This window comes from Thermoanaerobacter sp. X514, from assembly GCF_000019065.1.
GTDB classification, from domain to species: domain Bacteria; phylum Bacillota; class Thermoanaerobacteria; order Thermoanaerobacterales; family Thermoanaerobacteraceae; genus Thermoanaerobacter; species Thermoanaerobacter pseudethanolicus.
The window spans coordinates 463,845-483,600 of record NC_010320.1 but is presented as its reverse complement, the minus strand read 5'-3'; the positions used below and the strand labels follow the sequence as shown (position 1 = coordinate 483,600).

Genomic DNA, 19,756 nt, shown 5'->3' with positions numbered 1-19,756 from the left:
CAAAATTTAAAATTCCTTCTTTTTAGACAAAAAAATTGGGGATAGAGCCTATCCCCAATTTTTTAGCTTCTTATGTAGTTTTATTCTATTGGCTCTATTAAGCCATATTTCCCATCTTTTCTTTTGTATACGACATTTATAGTGTCAGTGTCGGCATTTGTAAATACAAAGAAGTTATGTCCCAAAAGGTTCATCTGAAGAATTGCTTCCTCAGGTGACATAGGCTTTATGGGGAACCTCTTTGTCTTAACTATTTCAAAGGAACCCTCTTCCTCTTCTCCCTTAGCTTCTTCATAAACAGGTGGAATTTCAAACCTTATTGACTCATTAGAACCAAATCTATTTTTAAGCTTTGCCTTGTGTTTGAGTATTTGTTTTTCTATTTTGTCTACAACCCTATCAATTGACACATACATGTCATCGCTGACTTCTTCAGCTCTAAATATAATACCCTTAAAAGGTATTGTAATTTCCGCAATGTGATTGTTTTTCTGTACACTTAAAACAGTCCTCACTTCAGTATCTTCTGGAAAGTATTTGCTTAACTTGCTCACATTTTTTATAACCGCATCCCTTAGTCCATCCGTAACTGTCATGCCATTTTTACCGCTTACTGTGATATTCATAGTATCAAACCCCTCTCATTATCCTTCTATTTAATATAATTCTACATAAAAAACAATATTCCTGCAATATGTGGAAACAAAAAACACTCCTTTTGGAGTGCCTTTACAAAATCTTACTTATAAATTCTTTTGTCCTTTCATTTTTTGTATTGTAGAAAATATCTTCTGGCGTCCCTTCTTCAATTATCATTCCATCGTCCATAAAAATGACTCTATCCCCTACTTCCCTCGCAAACCCCATCTCATGAGTGACAACTACCATAGTCATCCCTTCATTTGCCAGGCCTTTCATGACGTTTAAAACTTCTTTTACCATTTCAGGGTCAAGGGCTGATGTGGGCTCATCAAAAAGCATAATATCTGGCTGCATAGCTAATGCCCTTGCGATTGCAAGTCTCTGCTTTTGACCGCCTGATAGCTTAATAGGGTACTCGTCCTTTTTGTCTAAAAGACCTACTTTTTCAAGTAAGCCCAAAGCTATATCTTCAGCAGTTTTTTTGTCCATCTTCTTCACTTTAATAGGAGCTAACGTTACATTTTCAAGAGCCGTCAAGTGAGGAAATAAATTAAAGTGCTGAAAAACCATCCCTACTTTTTGCCTTATCTTATTGATGTTTACTTTTTTGTCGTTTATTTTGATCCCTTCAATATAGATTTCTCCTTTAGTAGGCACCTCTAAAAGGTTTATACACCTTAAAAGGGTACTTTTCCCTGAACCGCTTGGTCCTATTATTACAACAACTTCTCCTTTATTTACATTTAAACTTACACCTTTTAATACTTCTAAATCCCCAAAGGTTTTATACACCTCATTAACGCGTATCACCAGCCCTAAGCCTCCTTTCAAAGATTCCAAGGAGTCTTGAAAAGATGAAGGTCATTATAAAATATATAGCTGCAATGATGATGTAAGGCTCGAAATACTTATAAGTAATGCTTTGTATAATATCTGCTTGCCTTGTAAGGTCTGCAAAACCTATTACTGATATAATAGCTGATTCTTTGAGCATCACGATAAATTCATTTCCCAAAGCAGGAAGGATATTTTTTATTGCCTGAGGAATTATAACGTACCTCATCGCCATAGCATGAGTCATGCCAAGAGAGCGAGCTGCTTCGTTTTGACCAGGGTCTACCGCTTGTATACCTGCCCTTATAATCTCTGCAACATAGGCAGCGCTATTTATGGCAAGAGCAAAAACGCCTGCTGTAAAAGCGGGTATATCTATTCCAAATTGCATAAGGCCATTGTATATCAATAAAAGTTGTACCAAAAGAGGAGTACCTCTTATAATTTCAACATAGCTTGCGCCTATAAAGCTTATAGGTTTTATAGAAGACATTTTAATAAGAGCAACAATCAGACCTAATATAACTCCTATAGTCACTGCTAAAAAGGTGAGTTTTAAAGTCATAAGAAGGCCACTTACAAATAAATGACTGTATTTTACCATGCTCAAAAAATCTACACTCATAAAAATCTTCCTTTCTGCAAAATTTTAGTGGAGAACTATTTTGAAAATTCTCCACTAAATTTCATCATTACTTAAACCATTTATCTACAAGTTTGTCATATTCGCCACTTGTTTTTAACTCTTTTATCACTTCGTTTATTATATTCACTAATTCTTTATTTCCTTTAGCCACTGCAACAGCCATACCACCTTCCTCGGTGTTGATTTCTTTCATGGAAAGTATCTTCATGTCTTTGTATTCTTTTAAATATGCATTTGCCACAGTATCCTCCAATACTATTGCATCACATCTGCCATTTTTTAAATCCATGAAGGCGTCTCCAACACGATTTAGCTGCTTCAAATTTACATCTGGTATTTTTTTAGCAGCTTCTTCAGAAGTGGTACCTATTTGTACCGCCACAGTTTTACCTTTTAAGTCATCAAACTTCAAAATCGGACTATCATTTTTTACAACCACAACTTGTTGGCTGTTGTAATAAAGGTCTGAAAAGTCAACATTTTCGGCTCTATCCGGGGTTGGAGTCATACCAGCAACTATCATATCTATACGCCCTGCTTGAAGAGCTGGAATCAACCCTTTAAAGTCCATGTCTTTTATCTCTAGCTTTACACCTAATTTTTTCGCAATGGCATTTGCTATATCAATGTCAAAACCTACTATTGTATCTTTATTTCCTTCTACCTTATGAAACTCAAAAGGTGGAAAATCTGCACTTGTACCCATTACGATAACGCCTTTTTGTTTGATTTTGTCCAAAGTATTAGCAGGCTCGTTACCACAAGCTGATAAAAATAAGCTCAAAACAATGGTCATTGTTAAAAGAAGCAATAATGGTTTTTTATTCATTTTCCTTCTCCTCTCCTGTTTGTAAAATTTTTGTAAATTTATAAAAAGTGTCAATTATAAATGACTGGGATATATAGTTTCTCGACATTTTGCTTTCATAATTATAATATCATATGAATAAAATTTCAATATTTTTTTTCTTTAAAGAGGACAGGAAATTTTTTTAGAAAGAAAAAAAATATGTTGTGAAATAAAAATCTGTGGATAATGGGGATAAGTCTGTTAATAACTTTTAAATTCGGTTTTAACAATGTGGAAAAAGTTTTGAAATGTAAAAAAGACACCAAAATGGTGTCTTTTTTATAATCCTCTTTACTTTTCTTGCGAAAAAGTAAGGGGATTATCTACTCATGCCAAAAGCTTTCTTGTCTCTTCTGGCACCATATTGATGGTTTCTTCTTTTCTTTGCTTCTCTGCACTCTTTGCATCTTACAGGCTCATTTTGGAAGCCCTTTTCTGCATAAAACTGTTGTTCTCCCGCTGTCCACACAAACTCCTTTCCACAATCTTTGCACACTAACACTTTGTCTTGATACATAACTAATAATCCCCTCACTTTGAAATTTTGGTTCAATATAATCTTTCGATTATATTATAGGTGTATTATATCACCTTCGACCTTAAATAGCAATAAAATTTTTGCGATATCAAAATACAAATTCCGACATATTATTGTAAAATTTATACCAAGTTACTGCTTCTACCCAAGAAATATCTTCTGCAACAGAGGAACAAAAAACTGCAATAGAAGAAATATCAAAATCCGCACAAGATTCGAGCAATATTGCAAATACATTGATGAGTACAATAAATAAATTTAAAATTTAAAGAAGCGGCGATTTGCCGCTTCTCAGTTTATTGACAAAGTTAAAAAATTTTAAAGGAGATATTTTGCATCGTCGCTCCGATGTTCCAAAGCGACAAAACTAAAGCTCGACCTTCAGGCTCCGGCAGGGTACCGGGCACAATCGGCATCCATGCCTTAAGGTGCCCGCCTTCGCCATCCATGGCTTCGGCCCTGCCTCCACCCTCGGTCTTGCTAAGTTTTGTTACCGCTTTGTAACAAGTCGCTCCTTATGCAAAATATCTCCTTTACGAAAGTTTGTCTACAGTCTGAGAAGCGGCGATTTGCCGCTTCTTTTAACGTTTTTTATCTAAAAAATAACTGTCAGGTGTATAGTATTTAAGATATTCTATGTACCCTTCTTTATTCTTTGACAATTCCTCTAATTTGTTCCCCGTTCTTTCAAAAACATCAGTTATCTCTTTGAGGTTTTTGTCATCTTTTTCTTTTATTTTTTCCAATAAGGCTTTTGCCTCTATGAATAAAGCTTTCAATTTACTTATTTCCCCTGTTATTTTATTTTCTAAAGCAAATATACTTTCCACTTTATTTTCTTTTTTGAAATTATTGTACAGAGGAATAAAATCGGTATCTAGTTCGTTAATCTCTTCAATAATCTGTTGCTTCGTAATAAGAAGATTTTTTAATTCTTCTAAATTGTTTGAAGCTATGGCAATACCTATTTTTTCAGTAACCTCACAAAGCTCTTTCAATTTCTGAATTTTATCCTGCACAAGTTGAGTAAGCTTTTCTACAGCATTATTCATCCCATCAACCTTTCGCATAGACTTTTTCTCTAACTTTATTAAGAGCTACACTCCAAGTATCCCTTAATTCTATTGCAAATCCTTTTACTTCTTCTAAAATTGTCACGTCTTTTTTTACGTTAGCATCAATTAATCTTCTTAGCATATAGTCATATAAACTGTACAAGTTTTTAGAAATATCATAATTCATATCCAAAGTAAGCATAAGCTCTGTAATAATGTCTTGTGCCCTTTGTATACTATTATTTGCTGCCATATAATCTTTTTTTTCTATCGTCCCTTTTGCTTCTTCTATAAACCTTATTATGCCATTGTAAAGCATCAGTACCAGCTCTTCAGGACTGGCTGTCAAAATCGCGTTTTCTTTGTACTGCTGATACGGATTTACCATCACCGCACCCCCTTTTATTTCATCATAACCCCAATTTGTTGGCTCAACCACGCACTTTGAGAATTCATTTGTCCTACATACATTTCTAGCTGCGTAAATTGCGCGTAATACCTCTTTTCAAGGTCGTTTAAATATCTTTGCATTTGAGCAATCCTATCATCTATTTCTCTTATCCTGTTTCCTATAAAGCTTGTATCGTAAAGCTGAGCGGTACTCCCTGCTTTTCTTGTTATGGCATCTATGCCTTGTTTTAAAGTATCATATAAATTTTGTGCAATGCCTGAAGTTTTCAAAGTAGTATTTCCATTAGAATCTGTCTCATAAACACCAGCAAATATCTTCATTACTTTGTCCAGATCATTTGCAATAGCATCTTTTAACTTCGTTTCGTCGATATAAAGTTTTCCACCTTCATACCATTGTCCTGTAGTAATGCCAATTGAACTTAAAGAACCTACACCGGATACTGTCGATGAAACAACATTTCTCATGGAGTAATATACTCGCATTAAAGTTTCGTCATTGTTTAAATTCCCTGACCTTGCCTTTTCTTCCCATAGTTTTATATCACTGTCTTTCATAGCTTGTTTTTGTTCAGAAGTCAAAGGTGGATAATCGTAATACCTTTTTTCTGTAAGCTTTGCATTAATCTTTGTAATTATATCATTGTAACTGTCAACAAAGCTTTTTATTGTGTTATATATTTTGTCAACATCTGTTAAAACAGTAAGGGTTGTTGTGCTATTACTTGTTCCTGTAAGGGTAATATTTATTCCTGCTACTGTGACATTGTTAGTTGAACTTGTCATTTGAACACCGTTAAAAGTAAATAGTGCATCTTGGCCTGTTATACCTCCAGTGTCCAAAACTTTTGAATCTAACTTTAACGTAGTTGTTAAAAAATTTTGAGCAGTTGGATCTGTAGTACCACTGAAATCAATCTTTGAATTTGTTCCAGTAAAATTTGATACCAAAAATAGCCTATCTAAGCCTGGGTCATATGTAGCACTTACACCTGTCTCATTAGTTTTGGCATTTATTGCAGCAACTATGTCTTTTATTGTCGCACCATTTTTTATTATTATTTCTTTGTCATTTCCATCTAATCCTTTTAAATAAAGAGTTATATCGCTTCCCGTATTATTAAGTGCATTATACGTATATGTTCCATCAGAATTTTTAGTTGCAGCACCAATTTTATCTGTACTTGCAGTTGTAGCGGCTTGAGCCAATTGCGATACTGATATGGTATACGATCCATTCACCGCATTTGCCCCTGCTGTAGCGGTAGCAACTGAAGGATTTGACGATGTAACAGTTTTTGCCATAAAAGTTCCCTGCAATTTGAGCTTAAAAACATTGTCATTTCGGAGTGACATAAGCTGACTGTTTATATCCCTTAAATCCTCTTGTTGCCATTGATACCATTGCTTTTGTTGTTCTAATCTATCAAGAGGAATACTGGCAGCTCTTATTAACTGTTGTACAATAGAATCAGTATCGAGTCCTGTCGCAAGACCACTTATTCTTAATAAATTGCTCATATTGTAGCTATTCATACTTATTGGATCCATCTTAATACCCCCAACTATATTTTTCTATCCACAAAAAGTCCAGCTATTTTCCATAATCCTGCCACAAGGTCAAGTATTTTTTCAGGAGGAATCTCGTCAATAACTTCATTCGTATCGCTATCAACAATTTTGACCATTATTGTATTTGTAGGCTTGTGTACAGAAAATTCAAAATATGTATGATCGTTAATGCTTATTTTTCTATTTTCTTTATTAAGTGCACTGTTAAGTTTGTCATCATCCACAGGTTTACTAAGTATATCTTTTACTACTTTTATTTCCTCTAATAGCCCACTATCCTTTCTAAACTGCGAATTCACATGTCCTGTTCTCGCAGTATTAATCCCCTGCAACATTGCCATTACTACCTCCTAGAATAAAAATTTATTATTTGTAACAACTTTCCTTGTTTGCTATTATAAATATCGACATATATTTTAAAAAGTTTAAATTTTTTTATGTAATTTTCACGCAAAAAGAAAAACAAGTAAAACAGTACTTTATTTTGCCTGGTTTACTTGTTTTTCTTTTTTCATGTACATGACAATCAATTCGTCCAATTCACGACTCAGCTCTAGGGCTTTAGGAAGTTCTATATTACATTCATTTAATTTCTTTTTTAGAAACTTTATCCTTTCAGCAATATCATTTTCTTCATAATAATGCTCTTTTATCACTTTCTCCATATAAGCCGCATCCTCCTAAAACATTTATGTTTTTATTATATCATGTAGAAATTAAAAGTTCATTAGAAAATTATAACATGTATCAATGGCAAAAAAAGAGAATATATTTACTTATAGATTTAAATTTTAGGAGGATTTTTATGTGTGGAATAACGGGATGGGTTAACTTTAATATGGACTTGTCACTTCAAAATGAAGTAATCGAAAAAATGACAGACACTCTTAAAAAAAGAGGTCCTGACGGCTCTGGAATATGGTTGTCAAAACATTGTGTTTTAGGCCATCGTCGATTAATTGTAATAGATCCACAAGGCGGTAGTCAACCAATGATAAAAAAATACGGTGAAAAAAATTTTGTCATCATCCATAATGGAGAACTCTACAATATGGATGAATTAAAAAACGAACTCATATCCTTGGGATATACTTTTAAAACCCGTTCAGATACTGAAATTATCTTGACATCTTATATAGAATGGGGGCCGACCTGTGTTAAAAAATTTAATGGAATATTTGCTTTTGCAATATGGGATGAAGTGCAAAATAGGCTTTTTATTGCCAGGGACCATCTCGGAATAAAGCCACTATTTTATACCATTAAAAATGGGTCTTTGATATTTGGTTCAGAGATTAAAGCAATATTAGCACATCCTCATGTAAAACCAGAGATAGACTCACAAGGTCTTGCAGAAATATTTGTAATGGGACCTTCAAGGACTCCCGGATGTGGTGTCTTTAAAGACATTAAAGAATTAAAAGCCGGGCATTACCTCATATTCACTAAAAATGGAGCAAACATAAGCAAATACTGGTCATTACAAAGTCTTCCCCATGAAGATGACCTTGAGAAAACGGCGGAAAAAATAAGGTATCTCCTTAAAGATTCATCAGTAAGACAACTTGTTTCAGACGTACCTTTGTGTTCATTGCTATCAGGTGGACTTGATTCAACTGCTGTATCTTTCTTCGCAAATGAAGAATTAAAACAAAAAGGTCATAAACTTATAACATATTCTGTAGATTATGTGGGTAATGATAAATATTTTACGCCAAACGAATTTCAACCAAACTCTGACGCAGACTGGGTAAAATTTGTTGCAAATAAACTTGACACAAACCATAACTATGTATTTATAGATAATGAAGAACTTGCACATGCTCTAAAGCCAGCCTTGTACGCTCGAGACCTTCCTGGTATGGCAGATATAGATTCATCTTTATATCTATTTTTGAAAGAAGTAAAAAAAGGAGCAACAGTCGCTTTATCAGGCGAAGGTGCTGATGAAGTTTTTGGAGGTTATCCCTGGTTTAGAAACAAAGAAGCAATTGAAAGTCATACCTTCCCATGGATAAGAATGGTCAATGAACGCATGAAATTGCTTTTGCCAGAAGTTGTAAAATATATAAGACCTATAGAGTATTTAAATGATAGATATAACGAGGCTTTAAATGAAGTGCCAAAACTTAGCGGAGAAGACCCATATAATGCTCGAATGAGGGAAATGTTTTACCTTAACATAACAAGATTTATGCCTATGCTTCTTGATAGAATGGATAGAATGAGTATGGCAGTAGGTTTTGAAGCAAGAGTACCTTTTTTAGACTACAGGCTTGTAGAATATGTATGGAATATACCGTGGGAAATGAAAAATTTAAATAACAGAGAAAAGGGAATATTGCGATACGCTCTAAAAGATTACATCCCAGAGGAAGTAATTGAAAGAAAAAAGAGTCCTTACCCTAAAACACACAATCCAGTATTTAAAAACATCGTTAAAGAATGGCTAAAGCAAATAATTGATGACAGTACATCGCCTTTATTACAGCTTGTAGATAAAAAAGCAATCGTAGAACTTATAGAAACAGATGCAAAAGCCTATGACCCTGCCTGGTTTTCACAGCTTATGGGCTCTCCACAGCTTTTCGCCTACCTCGTGCAAATAAATATGTGGCTAAAAGATTATAAAATTTCCATAGTGTAATAAATAAAAATACGCTAAATGGCGGGAAATCCCCGCCATTTAGTATAAGCCCGTGCTATATTTTATTTTATTTAAATTTTCATCTTTTTTAGGCTTTCTAAATATAAATAAATGTTCATGCATAATCATATAAAAGTTATATTTCTCTACCTGTCTTTCCCAATAAGGTGTAGACTTACAATTATGTTGAACTTTTATAATGTCCTCCTTTAATACAAAACCATTCTTAAGGAAAAGTCTCATTACATAATATGAAAGAGGTATGTAATGCCCGCTTTTTCTTGTATCTCCTATTAAAATAGCACAATATCTGTCTTCTTTCAAAACTCTATAAAGTTCGATAACTCCTTTTTCCAACTCATCGCAAAATTTTTTAACATCAGATATATTTGATAAATCCCCTTCTATTCTCCCATTTGAATACTTTATAATATTTAAATACGGCGGATGCGTTATTATTAAATCAATGCTGATGTCACTAATCTCTTTTAAATTTCTCACATCCCCTACCCTTACAACCTGCTCATACTTATAATCTCCATCAAAGTCTAAATTTCTTTTAGTCAGCTCTACACTATCTGGATTGATATCAAAACCTATACCTCGCCTATTTAATATTTTAGTTTCTATTAGCGTTGTACCACTCCCAACCATAGGGTCGAGTACAAAATCTCCTTCCTGGGAATATCTTAATATAACATTCCTTGGAATTTGAGGTGCAAAATTGCCTCTGTAATTTCCCTTATGCGTTTTCCATTTTCCCCTTTCAGGAAACGACCATACAGTAGTTATTTCTTTTTTAAAATCTATATCCTGCATAATATTTCCTCCAATAAACCAATACGCACAAAATGAAGATTTAACAAATAATCTATTTTCTCAAATCCTTTATGAATTTGATTTTTCTGTCCTCTCCATCCCTCTCCGTCTGTAATCCAAATAAATTCAAATCCATTATTTTTAAGTTCATTCTGTCTTTCTATGTAGGAATCCACTATTTCTTGAGGTTTTGAACCAGTTCCTGAATAAAAATTCACTTCGATATTGATAACTTTTTTGTTGTCTTTGATTAAAATAAAATCAGCTTTTCTGTTTTTAATTGAAGAGTTAACCTCTATACCATAATTAGTTTCCAAATATCCGAAATTTTTCTGAAATAAAACTCTTTCAAATCCTTTTTCCTTTGTTGCTATATCTTCAATAATTGGCTTTAATAATAATTCCATCGCATCTCCACTTCTATTTTTCCTCGCATGGGTATCCATGCCTACTTCCACACCTATTACATAATCTTGTACGCTCTTCGTACCCATTTCCAGAAAAAATCTCTTTAAGCCTGTCTTATCAAAAAATTCTATAATATTATCAATATCTTCTGATGTAAGAGTTCTAGTGTTAAAGTCATAATTCACAATATCCAAGTTTTTATCTGTAAAATCGCGAATTACTTTAAAATTAAGGTCTCGTATTGCTAATAAAATCGGTATAACAGGAAGCACTCGAGGATAATTTAATAAAATTTTTCTTAAGTCATTATCAAACCGATTACTTCCTATTAAACTATTTAATATATTAAATTCTATTTTATGTTCTTCAACGTGTTTTCTTACTTTGTCCCAATCAACAAAAAAGTCATAACTCCTATTTGTGTCCACAAGTGTATCATGAAATTTTTCTATTACACTTTCCTCATTTTCTACATTTAAGAATTCAATATATAATTCCTTCATTTTAAGCCCCCTATTCATAATTCCTTATTATCAATTCACTTATATCTCCTCGTTTATCCCCATTACTGTTAATATATCTTTTTGCTTTTACCCTTTCAATAATAAACCCTGCATACAATTCATCAAAAAAATTGTCATCTACATCTTCATTCTTGGGGTCCGAATTGCTAAGTATAAGATATGCGCCTTTTTTATCCATTTCTTTAAAAAACTGAGCTAACCGCCTCTGGTCATCATCATCAAACCCGTTCTCATTATAACTTGTAAAATTCGAAGTATTGTTTAAAGGGCGATAAGGAGGATCGAGATAAACCAAAGTGTTTTTATGTATATACTTTTTGCTTTCTTCAAAATCTGCACAAATGACCTCTGTATTCTCTAACGCTTTACTTACTTCGATTAAATTGTCAGCATCACAAATAGTAGGGTTTTTATATTTCCCAAATGGTACATTGAATTCACCTTTTTTATTTAAACGATATAATCCATTAAAACATGTCTTGTTTAAAAAAATTAAGTCCGCTGCTCTTTTTACCCAGTCCAAATTGTAATTTACATAATCAAAATTATCCTTTTGTCTATTATACTCATCTCTAATGTTATAGTAAAAATCTTTCCTTTGTTCCTCTGATAATTTTAGATATTTCTCTTCCATGCTACTTAACTCATCAATTAATTCATTCACATTATTTTGAATTACTTTATAGCCTATTATTAGTTCTTTATTTATATCGATTAAAAACGATTCCTTAAATTTGAAATTTCTTTTTAAAAAGAAGAAAAATGCACCACCACCAACAAAAGGCTCAACATATCTCTCTATTTCACCACTTTGAATTAAAGAAGATGGCAACCTCTTATATAACTCATCTAATAACTGTGTTTTTCCGCCTGCCCATTTTAAAAAAGGCTTAGCATTATTTAAAATGCTTGATGATTTGTCTGAAATCTCTATCAAATTCAATGTTTGCACTTCACCATCACTTCCCTTTAAGCTTGTCTCTTAAAATAATTATATCATCAATTTTTAAAGTGAAAAAGTTTTGTTCGCAATTTCTCCTAATGTTAATGATAAATTTGGTTTTTACCGCTATAGCTACATTTATGTTATAATAAAGTTAAAAATAATCTGAAGGGCTGATGATTTTATGAACAAATTAGAATATTTGCAAAAATTTTATCCTAATACGGACAATAAAATTCTAGCAGAGCATCTCGGTATATCTGAGCAATCAGTCAGGAGATTGGCATCAAAATATAATATCAGAAAAAGTAAAGAGTATATGAAAAAACAGCATGAATTACTTTTAAAAGCAAAAGAAACTAAATATCTCTCGAGTATTCCAGATTTACATCCAACCAATTATCAATTAAATATAATTGTCGGTAGTATTTTAGGTGATGGAAATTTGTCATATGCACCAAGAGGCAGAAATGCTTATTATAGAGAACACTTTTGTCAAGAACAATATGAATATAGATTATGGAAATGTACACAACTAAAAGATTTAGGATTCAAAATTAATAAAAATAACACTTTAAAATCAATATCACATCCAATATTCTCTGCTTTGTATGAAAAATTTTATATTAATAAAAAGAAAACAATCACTTATGACAACATCAAATTGCTCAATGAACCAGTAGGGCTTGCATGTTTATATATGGATGATGGTACTTTGGTTATTTCAAAAAATAATAAACCTAATATAACTGTTAACCCTATTATAACATTATATACACTGAATTTTAGTGAAGAAGAAAATATTATATTGCAAGAACACATTTATAAAAGTTTTAATATTAGATTTAATTTAAAACGACATCCAGATGGAAAAAAATATATTTTAACACTTGGGAAAAGAGAAGAAATTTTTAATTTTATAGATGTTGTGAAACCCTACGTCTCTCAAATAAGCAAAATGGATTATAAATGGAATATTGATAAAAGAATCCGTAAAGAAAGCAAAAATGTCAAAAGAATAAATTTAAGTAATTTTTATAGCCGGAAATTTCTTTCGTATACAAATGATGAGATAGACAAAATTATTGACTTTAAAAGAAGAGGCTTCTCAGATAAAGAAATTGCTAATAAGTTAAATAGAACGTATTGGGGTATAGTATGGAAAATAAGAGACTTAAAAGCCAAAAATATGATTTGAGGGAGGCAAAGCCTCCCTTTAGTGTTATCTGAGTAATTGCAATACTGTTTGTGGTAACTGATTTGCCTGAGCTCTTCCAGGCCGGTTCCTTTCGGATACCGAATAGATCATATCTTCATCCTATCAATTCTCTGATAGGAGCCGGGCGCTTCGGGATTTCTCCCTACGGACTTCAGCACCATAGGCTTTATGCCCTTAGGTGGTATGTCCTGATCGTTGAACCTTCTCCAACCTTTCGGTCCAGGAGCTTGGCTGCTGGTTGGCCAATCCCTTTATTTTTCAAACCATCGCACTTGCCGTTTCCGGCTATGCTGTGGTATAAAGGGCTCTAAGGCTTTTCCAGCAATTCACCCGGTGATACTCCTGAGAATTGCTTCTCAGGACGCCTGTGAGAAATGGTTCATGCAGCCATTCTCTCAAGCATTGCGGTCGCTGCTTGGTTGAGGATATTGTTCTTTGTGAATTCCATCATTTCTTTTGCCATGTCTACATCTCTAATGCGAGATTCAGCTGCTGTGAGGTTTTCTGCTGCTGTGCCAAGGTTGTTGATTGTGTGTTCAAGTCTATTCTGATATGCACCAAGTTTAGAGCGTTCTGTAGATACCGTATCAATAGCTGATTGAAGTTTAGTAATAGCTGCATTCGCTGCGCTCTGTGTTGTAACATCAATTCCACCGATGGTAAAAGTTGTATTAGCAGTTACTGCAGCTCCCAGCGTAAATAAAGTTTTACCTTGCAGGTCTACAAACGTTTTGTCATCTGCACTCTTACCAATTATTTCACCAGAAGCGTTTTTAAGCACTTTATTTGTGAAATCATACGTGTAAGTACCTGCATCTAAACCTTCATTGGTAACTGTAGCTACACCCGTTGCATTCGTACCATTAATTGTAATTTGCCCAGAGATAACCGGATCATTAAAGCTAATCGCGTCATTTGCTGCGTTTGTATAACTCTTACCATCCGTACTGGTCGCAACAATATTGCCTGCTTGGTCTTTTAAAAGATACTTGGTTCCATCATAGGATACAGTATAGGTACCATTACTAATTAATGAACCACTTGCTGCTGGGGTAAAAGTACCTGTGATGCTGTAAGTAACACCTCCGACTACCTGTAAAGCATAACCTCGCATATCATTTATTGTAAGTGACAAATTTTGATTTTCATTAGCACCAATTTGGAAAATACCTTTGAAACTACCATCTAAAAGTTTTTGTGTGTTAAATTCAGTAGTTCGCCCTATACGGCCCAGTTCCTGTGCTAATTGATCTATTTCTTTTTGAATTTGTGCCCTATCTGATGCTGTGTTAGTGTCATTTGCGGCTTGAACAGCTAATTCCCTCATTCTCTGAAGTATTGCCTGAGTTTCATTCAATGCACCTTCTGCTGTCTGAATGAGAGATATGCCATCTTGAGCATTTCTTTGAGCTTGGTTAAGTCCAGCTATTTGTGCTCTCATTTTTTCTGAAATTGCAAGGCCTGCCGCGTCATCTCCTGCTCTGTTGATTCTATAGCCTGATGAGAGTTTTTCTAAAGATTTTTGTGTGTTTGCAGTGTTAATTGAAAGTGCTCTCCATGCGTTTAACGCACTTAAGTTGTGATTGATAATCATGTTATCCTTCCTCCTTGAATTTTTTATTTGGCATCCTTGCCATGGTTTTAAAAGGTTTTAAGACTCACAGTTGGCCAACTGTTTCATCTTTTGTTTTCACTATATATATCGAGATATTTTTGATTTACTTTAGCGTTTTTTAATAAAATTTTCTATTTTACTCAAAGCTTCTTTGTTTACAGATGCAGCTTTTAAATTCTCGTCTTTGATTTCTACAAGCTCTTTTCTTAAAACAGATATGTTTTTTGGCGCAGTAATTCCCAATTTTATTTGGCCATCAACAATTTCTAATATTTTAATTTCTATGCCTTCCCCTATAATTATGGCCTGACCTACTTTACGCGTTAGAATAAGCATTTTTAAGTTCCTCCAATATTGGATGCTTTATTAAGTATTCATCATTGTCAAGAATAGCTTGTTTGCCTTTGTTATTTTTAGCATTTATAATTATAGGGGCTTTTAGGTTTGCTGTCATTTTTTCTATTTCATCGGGGATTACTACAATTACATATATAAGAAGGTGGTTTATATCCTCTATTTGAAGAGCTTGTATTAATTCTTCATCAATTTCAAAGGTATAATCAGGTTTAAATACTCTCGGGTCAATAATTGCAAAAGCTATGTCTGTATTATCAATAGATTGAAGCCACTTAAAAGGCATATCTTCATTGTTGTCAGTAATTATTAAAAAAATGTGTAAGTCTTCAAAACCTGGTATTCCTTCTTCAAAGTAAATTACGTCTTCAGGATTGTATTCTATGATGCCAAAGTTTTTTGTATTTATTTGCATAATCAGTTCCTCACTTTCATATTCGGGTTTTATAGGTATTACCATAAGGAAAACAATAAAAGCTAAACCGTTTTATCAAAATTGTTTCCCACATATTCTATTTTTATTGAAGGATATTGTCTCATGTAAATGTTTATATGGCCTGGTATTGCGGATATTTGAGGCTTATGTGGTATTGCTTTTATTTCTGCACCGCCTAACTGCCAATTTATTCTTAAATATCCTTCAAACCATATTTTGGGTCGTGACTTTGGCATGAGGTCAACATTGAAGTCTATATCCTGAATCAGGGCTTCTTCGCTTAACTTTACAATTGCATCTTGATGGTTTTCTATTGATGCAAGTGTATCTCCATCTTCAGCAATTTTACCTATCGCTTCTAAAGCTATTTGCTTGCTCCACTGGGCTTCATCATGGACAAGATCAAAAATATTTTTAAGGCCTGCTTCATAAAAACACTGATACTGATCTATATGTACCTGAGGAAGTTTTTGGTCTATTTCCATTTTTGCAGGTATTTGTTTTATTTCAAGGTCTGCTTTTGGGCTTTGTATAGAAATTTGGGCAGGAGTAGTGTCTATACCTATCCTGCCAAAAGTTTGATTTATTACTATATTCATATTATCACCTTAAAAAGTCTATAAGACTAGGTTGCATAATACGAGCTCCCGCAGCTAGTGATGCTCTATACACATTTTCATCCATTTTGAGATTTGTAATAACTTGTGCCAAATCTGCATCCTCACTTTTTGAAAGAAGCGCTGTGAAATTGTAGTTATCATCTTGGAGCCTATTTTGTATAAGGTCAATTCTGTTTGATTTTGCACCTACTTCTGCTCTTACTGCCAATACATTTTCCATCTGTTTATCCACATCAACTATTAAATTGCTTACAGCCTGATGGTCTCCTGAGTCTAAAGCGCTTTTTAGATTATCCATCATAACAAGAAGTTGAGAAGTTCCTGTCAAATCTACATCAAAAACTTTATCTCCCGGTACATTTACAGCTATTTTATTTCCCCCTGCTCCTACTTCAAACTCTATTAGGCCATTATCACCATTATAAGAATTGTTATCCTCACTGAAAGGCTGTGTGGTTGTTTTAAAGCCTGCAAATATATACCTTCCATTGTATTGGGTATTCCCTACTTGTATCATTTGCGCTTTTAACTGCTCTATCTCGTTAGCCATTTTTTGCATATCAGCCTGCGTCAAAGTTCCATTCGCACCCTGGACGGCTAATTCTCTTGTTCGCTGCAATAGGTCACCCAATTGATTTAAAGCAGAATCAGTAATGTCTAACCACGATTTTGCATAATCAGCATTTTTGGTATAAGCGTCGTTTCTTGCCATATCTGTCCTAATCCGCAAGCTGGTAGCTACGGCAACTGGATCATCAGAAGGCCTTGATATTTTTTTGCCTGTAGATAACATGTTTTGATTTTTTTGTAATTTTTCAAGGTTATTGTGGTAATTGTTCAAAAAATTTGTCACAAGCATACCATCAGTAACTCTCACTTTTTACACCCGCCTTTTATCTTCCTACAATACCCATTCTATTTATAAGAGTATCTAAAAGTTCATCAATGGCTGTTATCACTCTTGCAGAAGCAGCATAGGATTTTTGATACTTTAACATGTTTGTCATCTCTTCGTCTAAAGATACACCAGATACCGATTGTCTGTTTAAATCAATTTGTTTTACCATGAATTCCTGATTTTTTTGCATTAAATTTGCTTGCTGTGCATCCACTCCAAGATTTGATATTAAAGACCTTGCAAAGTCATCAAATGTGGCTCCATTCAGCACTGCATTGCCTTGATCCCTTAAAGCAATAAGCTTTAATGCATTTGTGTTATCGCCCGGAAGAGTAGCCGTACTTGATGCAGCAGCTATTTTCTCAAGTCCATCTGCTGCAAGAATATCTGAACTTACTTTAATTAACTTCGCATATTGAACTGTGGAATCATATGGAGTAGTAAAATCAGTGAAAAGCGGAATTCCTGTAGAACCGTCAAGGCCATAACCTGCTTTATGTACTTCATTTATCGCTTGTGCTATACTATATGCTAATTTATTCCATTCATTTATATAATAGGGTACTCCTTTTATCCCGTTGGTGCCATCTCCATCTCTCATATCGAGTAAGCCTTTTAATATACCACTTGAAGGGTTTACAGGTGCCCCTGTTAAATCCCATACCACAGCACCTGTATTATTTAGACTCATCGTAAATGCAGTTGACCCATCTACCAAAGCTTGTCCCGCTATATCGATTCTGAAATTTCTATTGGAGTCTTCATATGTAGTGATATTGACAAGTTTAGAAAGTTGATCAACAAGAAGATTTCTCTGGTCTCTTAAGTCATTTGCTGTTTGTCCGGTAAGTTCGAATCTATATATTTCATTATTTAATTTACTTATTCTCTCAGCATAAGAATTTATCTCTGCAATTCTACTTTGTATGGTAGAATTTAATTCATTCAATTTATCATAAAGGTGCTGATATACAGTATTAAAAGTATCAGCAAGAGCAATAGCTCTTTCTCTAACTTCTGCTCTTACCGTCAAACTTTCTGGATTCTTGGATAACTCTTGAAGGGAATTAAAAAAGTCATTAAGCACTGTGTTTATTCCGCTATCCGAAGGTTCGTTAAATATATCCTCAACAGCAGCTAAAACTTGCGCTTTTGTTTCCCATTCACCCAAAAATTTATTTTCCCTTCTGAATTGGTTGTCTAAAAATTGGTCGCGGATTTGCCTTATATCCTGTATTTTTACGCCTTCTCCTATGGCTTTTCCCCATTGGTCATACATACCAAAAGTAGTGGGTGGTGCAATTGAGGCCATATCTACTACTTGACGAGTATACCCAGGGGTATTAGCATTAGCAATATTGTGTCCAGTAACATCCAAAGCCTTTTGGCTTACAAACAATCCTGTCTTTGCTATTTCTAATCCTTGAAAAGTAGACATCTTCATCCCCCTATGCCTTTTTGTCAATTAGGCTGGTGTATTTTTTTATATTGCCATTATTCCCATAAACACCATCATCACTTTCTAAGGCACTTGATATTGTTTGAATAGAATAATTTACATATTCTAACGCTTGTTCAATTAAAGCAGCATTTAATTTGTTTCTTTCTTCAAGTTCTTTTAAAATATTAGTCAGATTATATTTGATATCTTTTAGGTTTTCTGCTTCTTCTGAAGAAATTGATTCTATCAAGTCGGTTATTGTCATTTTGCCTTCTATATCAATCTTCTCCAATATATCCTCTCTTTGTTCTTCTAATTCCATTAGTTTTTTTATAAGTTGCTTCTCTATTTGCACTATTTCATCTAATTCTTTTATTTTTCCCGCAATTATAATATCAGTTTTTTTTATCGCTAAGTCTAATAAAACTTTGTAAATTTCTGTTTCTCCCCTTAATACATCTACAAGCTTTTGGCTATTAGCCATTGCCAGCACACCCTTTTTAAATTTTTTTATTCAACAATATTCCCTTAAGAATAGCATCCGCCACATCTTCAGCTTTTACATTGTAAGTCCCAGCACTCAGCATTGCCTTTATGTTTTCAATCTTTTGATTCTTTATCTTTTCAAATTCATTTGAACTTTGTGCAAGTTTAATTGCTTCTTCTGATATCTCAACTTTATCCTTTATCTCCGCTTTCTTGCTAGCAACTTTTTCTACTGCATCTACTCGATAAACTGACATTATTTTTTCAATGTTGTTGTTATAAATTTTCATTTTTAACACCCCCGTACTACTACTAATATCGACTTAATAATTTAAAAGTTTAATATAAAAATCATTTTTTCTTTTTTTGATTCTCATAAACGTACAGTCTTTCTCCTGTTTGTTTTTCTTCTTCTTTGTCATCGGATTGAATCGAATAGCCTTTCATTAATTCCTTAGCTAATTTGGTTTTGCACTCGTCACAAAACCTACCTGTAAGTATTGGTTTACCACATCTTTCGCACCTAAGACCTATATTGACGTTATTAGAGGTTAAAATAAGCCTGCCTTCCTTTAAAAAATCCATTATTTTCTTTGTAGAAACCTGTGTATTTTGAGATATTTCCAGCATGGTAGCCGAGGGATGTGTATCTAAATAATCCCTCACTTTCATAAAATCTTCTTCATCCTGTCTATAGCACACTGGACATAGGTCAATTCCTGTGTACGTGTAAAGCCTTCCGCACCTTTTACAATTTCTTATTTCCATTTCCTTTCATCCCCCTTTTTGATACTTCAA

25 protein-coding genes are annotated in these 19,756 nt (G+C 33.7%); 2 read left to right on the top strand and 23 right to left on the bottom strand.

All coding sequences use genetic code 11. From position 1 onward, the window contains the following. Positions 1–80 precede the first annotated feature (80 nt). The 11 genes from hpf to TETH514_RS02315 all read right to left on the bottom strand — a co-directional run bounded on the left by hpf (position 81) and on the right by TETH514_RS02315 (position 7,213). A complete protein-coding gene (gene hpf, locus TETH514_RS02360) occupies positions 81–626 on the bottom strand; it encodes a ribosome hibernation-promoting factor, HPF/YfiA family (RefSeq protein ID WP_009051740.1) in 546 nt (181 codons plus the stop codon). Positions 627–729: 103 nt separating this feature from the next. After that, the gene (locus tag TETH514_RS02355; RefSeq protein WP_003866866.1) at positions 730–1,452 is read right to left on the bottom strand and encodes an amino acid ABC transporter ATP-binding protein; all 723 of its coding nucleotides are present in this window, start codon (positions 1,450–1,452) and stop codon (positions 730–732) included. Then, positions 1,439–2,101: an amino acid ABC transporter permease gene (locus TETH514_RS02350; protein WP_009051741.1), complete on the bottom strand. Its 663-nt coding sequence runs from the start codon at positions 2,099–2,101 to the stop codon at positions 1,439–1,441. Before TETH514_RS02350 ends, TETH514_RS02355 begins: the two co-directional genes overlap by 14 nt. Before the next feature lie 67 nt (positions 2,102–2,168). Beyond that, a complete protein-coding gene (locus TETH514_RS02345) occupies positions 2,169–2,951 on the bottom strand; it encodes a basic amino acid ABC transporter substrate-binding protein (protein ID WP_009051742.1) in 783 nt (260 codons plus the stop codon). Positions 2,952–3,291: 340 nt separating this feature from the next. Next, the gene (locus TETH514_RS02340) at positions 3,292–3,489 is read right to left on the bottom strand and encodes a zinc-ribbon domain-containing protein (RefSeq protein ID WP_003866869.1); all 198 of its coding nucleotides are present in this window, start codon (positions 3,487–3,489) and stop codon (positions 3,292–3,294) included. A 329-nt stretch (positions 3,490–3,818) separates the two neighbouring features. Further along, entirely contained in the window at positions 3,819–3,959 is a 141-nt protein-coding gene (locus TETH514_RS12510) for a hypothetical protein (protein ID WP_019907394.1), read from the bottom strand. A gap of 132 nt (positions 3,960–4,091) precedes the next feature. Further along, positions 4,092–4,580 carry a flagellar export chaperone FlgN gene (flgN, locus tag TETH514_RS02335; protein WP_009051743.1) on the bottom strand — a complete coding sequence of 163 codons (489 nt, stop codon included), beginning with the start codon at positions 4,578–4,580 and terminating at the stop codon, positions 4,092–4,094. Then, entirely contained in the window at positions 4,567–4,953 is a 387-nt protein-coding gene (fliS, locus tag TETH514_RS02330; protein ID WP_009051744.1) for a flagellar export chaperone FliS, read from the bottom strand. Before fliS ends, flgN begins: the two co-directional genes overlap by 14 nt. Positions 4,954–4,967: 14 nt before the next feature. Continuing rightward, positions 4,968–6,527, bottom strand: a complete 1,560-nt coding sequence (gene fliD / locus TETH514_RS02325) for a flagellar filament capping protein FliD (RefSeq protein WP_009051745.1) — start codon at positions 6,525–6,527, stop codon at positions 4,968–4,970. Between the two features lie 14 nt (positions 6,528–6,541). Then, positions 6,542–6,883, bottom strand: coding sequence for a flagellar protein FlaG (locus TETH514_RS02320; RefSeq protein WP_038016358.1), 342 nt, complete (start codon positions 6,881–6,883; stop codon positions 6,542–6,544). A 144-nt stretch (positions 6,884–7,027) separates the two neighbouring features. Then, the gene (locus TETH514_RS02315) at positions 7,028–7,213 is read right to left on the bottom strand and encodes a Spo0E family sporulation regulatory protein-aspartic acid phosphatase (protein WP_009051747.1); all 186 of its coding nucleotides are present in this window, start codon (positions 7,211–7,213) and stop codon (positions 7,028–7,030) included. Between the two features lie 140 nt (positions 7,214–7,353). Here TETH514_RS02315 and asnB point away from each other — a divergent pair, with 140 nt between their 5' ends. Then, positions 7,354–9,195 (top strand): asparagine synthase (glutamine-hydrolyzing), encoded by a 1,842-nt coding sequence (gene asnB / locus TETH514_RS02310; protein WP_009051748.1) that lies wholly within the window; start codon positions 7,354–7,356, stop codon positions 9,193–9,195. A gap of 39 nt (positions 9,196–9,234) precedes the next feature. On the opposite strand, the gene TETH514_RS02305 is transcribed toward asnB, so the two are convergent. The 3 genes from TETH514_RS02305 to TETH514_RS02295 are packed head-to-tail and all read right to left on the bottom strand — an operon-like array spanning position 9,235 to position 11,898. Then, positions 9,235–10,014 (bottom strand): TRM11 family methyltransferase, encoded by a 780-nt coding sequence (locus TETH514_RS02305; RefSeq protein WP_003866878.1) that lies wholly within the window; start codon positions 10,012–10,014, stop codon positions 9,235–9,237. Beyond that, on the bottom strand, positions 10,002–10,925 hold the full coding sequence (locus TETH514_RS02300; protein WP_003866879.1) for a type II restriction endonuclease: 924 nt from the start codon (positions 10,923–10,925) through the stop codon (positions 10,002–10,004). Before TETH514_RS02300 ends, TETH514_RS02305 begins: the two co-directional genes overlap by 13 nt. 10 nt (positions 10,926–10,935) lie before the next feature. Continuing rightward, complete coding sequence (locus TETH514_RS02295; protein WP_003866880.1) at positions 10,936–11,898, bottom strand: DNA adenine methylase; 963 nt, start codon at positions 11,896–11,898, stop codon at positions 10,936–10,938. A 175-nt stretch (positions 11,899–12,073) separates the two neighbouring features. Between TETH514_RS02295 and TETH514_RS02290 the strand changes: the two genes are divergently transcribed. Beyond that, positions 12,074–13,087 (top strand): LAGLIDADG DNA endonuclease, encoded by a 1,014-nt coding sequence (locus TETH514_RS02290; protein ID WP_003866881.1) that lies wholly within the window; start codon positions 12,074–12,076, stop codon positions 13,085–13,087. A gap of 400 nt (positions 13,088–13,487) precedes the next feature. Here the strand turns inward: TETH514_RS02290 and TETH514_RS02285 are convergent, their stop codons facing one another. The 9 genes from TETH514_RS02285 to TETH514_RS02245 form a co-directional block, all read right to left on the bottom strand. Then, entirely contained in the window at positions 13,488–14,702 is a 1,215-nt protein-coding gene (locus tag TETH514_RS02285) for a flagellin (RefSeq protein ID WP_003866882.1), read from the bottom strand. 129 nt (positions 14,703–14,831) lie between these two features. Further along, entirely contained in the window at positions 14,832–15,059 is a 228-nt protein-coding gene (gene csrA, locus TETH514_RS02280) for a carbon storage regulator CsrA (RefSeq protein ID WP_004400863.1), read from the bottom strand. Continuing rightward, positions 15,040–15,492: a flagellar assembly protein FliW gene (fliW, locus tag TETH514_RS02275; protein ID WP_038016279.1), complete on the bottom strand. Its 453-nt coding sequence runs from the start codon at positions 15,490–15,492 to the stop codon at positions 15,040–15,042. Before fliW ends, csrA begins: the two co-directional genes overlap by 20 nt. A gap of 62 nt (positions 15,493–15,554) precedes the next feature. Then, positions 15,555–16,112 (bottom strand): DUF6470 family protein, encoded by a 558-nt coding sequence (locus TETH514_RS02270; RefSeq protein WP_009051750.1) that lies wholly within the window; start codon positions 16,110–16,112, stop codon positions 15,555–15,557. Between the two features lie 4 nt (positions 16,113–16,116). Next, on the bottom strand, positions 16,117–17,010 hold the full coding sequence (gene flgL / locus TETH514_RS02265; RefSeq protein WP_009051751.1) for a flagellar hook-associated protein FlgL: 894 nt from the start codon (positions 17,008–17,010) through the stop codon (positions 16,117–16,119). Positions 17,011–17,026: 16 nt separating this feature from the next. Continuing rightward, a complete protein-coding gene (gene flgK / locus TETH514_RS02260) occupies positions 17,027–18,469 on the bottom strand; it encodes a flagellar hook-associated protein FlgK (RefSeq protein ID WP_009051752.1) in 1,443 nt (480 codons plus the stop codon). A 10-nt stretch (positions 18,470–18,479) separates the two neighbouring features. Next, positions 18,480–18,956, bottom strand: a complete 477-nt coding sequence (locus TETH514_RS02255; RefSeq protein WP_003866888.1) for a flagellar protein FlgN — start codon at positions 18,954–18,956, stop codon at positions 18,480–18,482. Between the two features lie 16 nt (positions 18,957–18,972). Next, positions 18,973–19,248: a flagellar biosynthesis anti-sigma factor FlgM gene (locus TETH514_RS02250; RefSeq protein ID WP_009051753.1), complete on the bottom strand. Its 276-nt coding sequence runs from the start codon at positions 19,246–19,248 to the stop codon at positions 18,973–18,975. 61 nt (positions 19,249–19,309) lie between these two features. Next, positions 19,310–19,726 (bottom strand): TIGR03826 family flagellar region protein, encoded by a 417-nt coding sequence (locus TETH514_RS02245; RefSeq protein WP_003866890.1) that lies wholly within the window; start codon positions 19,724–19,726, stop codon positions 19,310–19,312. Positions 19,727–19,756: the final 30 nt, after the last annotated feature.

What these genes read in the sequence shown, in the direction of transcription:
- TETH514_RS02270 (WP_009051750.1), bottom strand. Translation starts at nt 16,112, where the DNA reads ATGAATATAGTAATAAATCAAACTTTTGGCAGGATAGGTATAGACACT.
- flgN (WP_009051743.1), bottom strand. Translation starts at nt 4,580, where the DNA reads ATGCGAAAGGTTGATGGGATGAATAATGCTGTAGAAAAGCTTACTCAA.
- asnB (WP_009051748.1), top strand. Translation starts at nt 7,354, where the DNA reads ATGTGTGGAATAACGGGATGGGTTAACTTTAATATGGACTTGTCACTT.
- TETH514_RS02345 (WP_009051742.1), bottom strand. Translation starts at nt 2,951, where the DNA reads ATGAATAAAAAACCATTATTGCTTCTTTTAACAATGACCATTGTTTTG.
- TETH514_RS02255 (WP_003866888.1), bottom strand. Translation starts at nt 18,956, where the DNA reads ATGGCTAATAGCCAAAAGCTTGTAGATGTATTAAGGGGAGAAACAGAA.
- TETH514_RS02290 (WP_003866881.1), top strand. Translation starts at nt 12,074, where the DNA reads ATGAACAAATTAGAATATTTGCAAAAATTTTATCCTAATACGGACAAT.
- TETH514_RS02315 (WP_009051747.1), bottom strand. Translation starts at nt 7,213, where the DNA reads ATGGAGAAAGTGATAAAAGAGCATTATTATGAAGAAAATGATATTGCT.
- TETH514_RS02300 (WP_003866879.1), bottom strand. Translation starts at nt 10,925, where the DNA reads ATGAAGGAATTATATATTGAATTCTTAAATGTAGAAAATGAGGAAAGT.
- TETH514_RS12510 (WP_019907394.1), bottom strand. Translation starts at nt 3,959, where the DNA reads ATGGATGGCGAAGGCGGGCACCTTAAGGCATGGATGCCGATTGTGCCC.
- hpf (WP_009051740.1), bottom strand. Translation starts at nt 626, where the DNA reads ATGAATATCACAGTAAGCGGTAAAAATGGCATGACAGTTACGGATGGA.
- TETH514_RS02350 (WP_009051741.1), bottom strand. Translation starts at nt 2,101, where the DNA reads ATGAGTGTAGATTTTTTGAGCATGGTAAAATACAGTCATTTATTTGTA.
- TETH514_RS02320 (WP_038016358.1), bottom strand. Translation starts at nt 6,883, where the DNA reads ATGTTGCAGGGGATTAATACTGCGAGAACAGGACATGTGAATTCGCAG.
- TETH514_RS02245 (WP_003866890.1), bottom strand. Translation starts at nt 19,726, where the DNA reads ATGGAAATAAGAAATTGTAAAAGGTGCGGAAGGCTTTACACGTACACA.
- TETH514_RS02250 (WP_009051753.1), bottom strand. Translation starts at nt 19,248, where the DNA reads ATGAAAATTTATAACAACAACATTGAAAAAATAATGTCAGTTTATCGA.
- TETH514_RS02305 (WP_003866878.1), bottom strand. Translation starts at nt 10,014, where the DNA reads ATGCAGGATATAGATTTTAAAAAAGAAATAACTACTGTATGGTCGTTT.
- TETH514_RS02285 (WP_003866882.1), bottom strand. Translation starts at nt 14,702, where the DNA reads ATGATTATCAATCACAACTTAAGTGCGTTAAACGCATGGAGAGCACTT.
- fliW (WP_038016279.1), bottom strand. Translation starts at nt 15,492, where the DNA reads ATGCAAATAAATACAAAAAACTTTGGCATCATAGAATACAATCCTGAA.
- fliD (WP_009051745.1), bottom strand. Translation starts at nt 6,527, where the DNA reads ATGGATCCAATAAGTATGAATAGCTACAATATGAGCAATTTATTAAGA.
- flgK (WP_009051752.1), bottom strand. Translation starts at nt 18,469, where the DNA reads ATGTCTACTTTTCAAGGATTAGAAATAGCAAAGACAGGATTGTTTGTA.
- csrA (WP_004400863.1), bottom strand. Translation starts at nt 15,059, where the DNA reads ATGCTTATTCTAACGCGTAAAGTAGGTCAGGCCATAATTATAGGGGAA.
- TETH514_RS02340 (WP_003866869.1), bottom strand. Translation starts at nt 3,489, where the DNA reads ATGTATCAAGACAAAGTGTTAGTGTGCAAAGATTGTGGAAAGGAGTTT.
- fliS (WP_009051744.1), bottom strand. Translation starts at nt 4,953, where the DNA reads ATGGTAAATCCGTATCAGCAGTACAAAGAAAACGCGATTTTGACAGCC.